A 3,191-nucleotide genomic window follows, 5' to 3' on the forward strand; every position below is an offset into this window, starting at 1 on the left:
GGCTCCCAGCCGGAGGACAGCCCCCAGGCGGACCTCCAGCTCGGTGAAGCGCATGCCCTCGCAGAACGAGCCGTTGCGCGAGCCCAGGTCCCGGGCCAGCACGCCGTTGTCCTTCACCTCCAGGGTGAGGTGTTGCCGGGAGACGGTGCGATCCTTCAGGACGATGTCACAGGCCGGGTCCGTCCCGAGCCGGTAGCTCCGGGGCGGGAGCGGGAGGCTCTGACCCGCCTCTGCACCGGACAGGAACATCAGCTTCATCCGCAGCGCGGAAGGCGGGCCTCCTGGCGCCACTTCCTCTTGCATCCGGTGCGTGGAATCGTCGTCGTCAGGCAACACTGGGTGGCGACGATAGCACCGGCCTCGGAGCGGACAACACTCCCACGGGCAGCGCTTCCAGTGCTCAGCGGCTGCTCAGGCCCCGGGCTCGGTCTCCTGGCCCGCCCGAGGAAGGAGGAGCTCGAACCGGGCTCCCAGCCCCAGTCCCTCGCTGTGAGCCTCGATGCGCCCGCCCAGGGCCTGGGCGCTCAGCGCGGAGCTGTGCAGCCCGAAGCCGTGGCCCTTCGCGCGCGTGGTGAACCCGTGGGTGAACAGCCGGGACTTCACGCTCGCATCGAACCCCACGCCGTTGTCGCTCACCGCCACGGCCGTGTGCGCCGCATCCTGCCGCACGGACAGGGTGATGCGCGGCTGGGTGTTGCCCGGCCGCTCGCGCACCGCGTTCTTCGCGTTGGAGATGAAGTTGACCAGGATCTGCACGATCACATGACGATCGTAGAACTCCGGCTCCTCCTCGCCGTACTCGCGCTGGAAGACCTTGTCGAAGTGATCCCCCACGGCGCACAGGCGGACCGCATCCTCCAGCAGCTCGCGCAGCCGCGCCTTCTCGCTCAGTCGGATGCGGGCTCGGGCATAGTTCTGCTGGGTGGCGATCACGCTGGTGGCGTGATCGATCTTCGTGGCCAGCGCCTCACACTCGTCCAGCAGGAACCGGCGCTCCTCCTCGAGCCGGGTGTGGAGCTTGCCCAGGTACTCGGGCAGCTGCCGGCCTCGCTCATCCTGCGTCAAAAAGGCACCCAGCGCCTCGGGGGGGTGCTCGAGCAGCAGCGACGTGGCACGCCCCAGTGAGGCGATGGGCACGCCCTGGATGCGCTCGCGCAGCACCGTGCTGCTCACCGTGATGCCCGTGAGTGCGTTGCCCAGGTTGTGGAGGATGCTGTTCGCGATCTCGGCCATGCCCGCGTGCCGGGCGCGATCCAGCAGCTCCTGCTGGGCGGCGTGGAGCTGCTCGGTGCGCTCGGTGACGCGCTGCTCCAGCTCCTCGTTGGCTCGCTGGAGCGCCGCCTCCGCGCGCTTGCGATCCGTGATGTCCGTGGAGACGCCGCACAGCCCCTCGATGGTCCCCATCGCCGAGCGCAGCGGGAACTTCGCGGAGATGAAGGTGTGCACCCCGTCCGGCAATGGCAGCTCCTCCTCGAACTGGAGCGTGGTGCCGCCGCTGAGCACGCGCTCGTCATTCTCCATCAGCGGGCGCGCGATCTCGGGCGAGAGCAGATCCTGGTCCTTCTTGCCCAGGATCCGGGCACGCGGGAAGCCGTAGGAGCTCTCGAACCGGCCGTTGATCATGAGGTAGCGGCCCTCGCGATCCTTGACGTAGATGGCAGCGGGCGAGTGGTCGATGAAGTCCTGCAGGTGCTGCCGGGTGGCGGAGACCTCGCGGCGGGAGACCTCGTGGGCCTGGCTCTGCTCGGCCAGGTGGTGGTGCACGCGGGCATTGTCCAGGGCCACCGCGGCCTGGGCTGCCAGCAGCTCGATGACACTCAGGAGCGTGCCCTCGAAGGCGCTCGGGACGTGGGGGTGCTCCAGGTAGAGCAGCCCGTGCTGCACTCCCCGGTGGGTGAGCGGAAAGCAGAGCACCGAGCGCAGTCCGCGAGCGCGCACCACCGCATCATCACAGTACGGGGCCTGCGTGACGGCATCCGCCAGGAGCACTGGCTCCAGCGTGCGGCGCGCGCCGTGGATCACCGCGTTGGGCAGCTCGCCCAGGGTGCGGCTCTCGCCCTCGGACTGACTCTGGATGACCCAGCCGCGCCCCTCGTGGAACCCCAGCAGCGCGGCATACGGGGCGCCGGTGTGCTCCTGAAGGACGCGCAGCACCGTGCGTTGCAGCTCCGGCAGGGAGAACTCATGGGAGATGGCGCGGACCGCCTTCGCCAGTGAGGGGACGTCAGTAGGTAAGGCGGAGGAACTCATGGCCTGGGGGAGCGTCACACCTTGTAGAGCAGGTCCATGTACTTCTTGAGCAGGTCGCTCAACAGTCCGCGGAAAGGAACCGTGGCTGCCATTCCGTAGACAGGGGCCATCGTACCTTTTTCTTCAGGATTTGCGCGGACGTGGTCCACGGCTTCCCTCAAGTCCATGAGGAAGCGCTCCGCCACGCCTGGCTGGGTATGACGCAGCGTGACACACAGGTGGACGGCCGCGGGCTTGTGCAGGCCATTGAGGTTCCAGCCCTTGGCGCTCAACCGATCCATCACCTTGTAGATGTCCAGCGAGCGCGAGCCGAAGGCGATCACGAACAGGGGATCTCCCAGCACGTGCAGCTCGGGGATGGCGCGGACGCCACGCTTGATGGCGTCTGCCGTCTCCAGGATGTGCCGAGAGGCTTCCAGGTAGCCCTGCTCGCCCATCGTCACCAGGGTGGCCCAGGCGGCAGCGATGAGCCCCCCGGGCCGGCTGCCGGAGAAGGTGGGGGAGAAGTAGATCCCTCCCGGCCACTCGGTGGCGGTGAAGTACTGGTGCGAGCGCAGCTCCGTGCCCCGGTACAGCACCACGGAGGTGCCCTTGGCCGCGTAGCCGAACTTGTGCGTGTCCGCGGACATGCTCGTCACCCCGGGCAGCCGGAAGTCGAACGGGGGCACCGGGTACCCCAGCCGCTTCGCCCACGGCAGCACGAAGCCGCCCAGGCACGCGTCCGTGTGGAAGCCCACGCCTCGCTTGCGTGCCAGCTCTGACAGCTCCTCGATGGGATCGATCACCCCGTGCGGGAAGGACGGCGCCGAGCCGATGACGACGATGGTGTTGCGGGTGAGCGCCTTGCGCATGGCCTCCACGTCCGCTCGGTAGTCCGGGCCCACCGGCACCCGCACCCTCTTGATGCCGAAGTAGTGCGCGGCCTTGTCGAACGCCGGGTG

At 68.5% G+C, this 3,191-nt stretch carries 3 protein-coding genes; all 3 read right to left on the bottom strand.

The annotated features are described in order from the left end of the window. Positions 1 to 303, bottom strand: a 303-nt coding sequence (locus VD972_RS03780; RefSeq protein ID WP_324980865.1) for an FHA domain-containing protein, incomplete at its 3' end; no start/stop codon positions are given. Positions 304 to 411: 108 nt separating this feature from the next. Beyond that, the gene (locus VD972_RS03785) at positions 412 to 2,250 is read right to left on the bottom strand and encodes a PAS domain-containing protein (RefSeq protein ID WP_324980868.1); all 1,839 of its coding nucleotides are present in this window, start codon (positions 2,248 to 2,250) and stop codon (positions 412 to 414) included. A gap of 14 nt (positions 2,251 to 2,264) precedes the next feature. Further along, positions 2,265 to 3,191, bottom strand: a 927-nt coding sequence (locus VD972_RS03790) for a pyridoxal phosphate-dependent decarboxylase family protein (RefSeq protein WP_324980872.1), incomplete at its 5' end; no start/stop codon positions are given.

This window comes from Hyalangium sp. (assembly GCF_035629615.1).
In the GTDB taxonomy this organism is placed as follows: Bacteria; Myxococcota; Myxococcia; order Myxococcales; family Myxococcaceae; genus Hyalangium.

Coding starts and splice junctions, on each gene's coding strand:
- VD972_RS03785 (WP_324980868.1), bottom strand. CDS start 2,250: ATGAGTTCCTCCGCCTTACCTACTGACGTCCCCTCACTGGCGAAGGCG.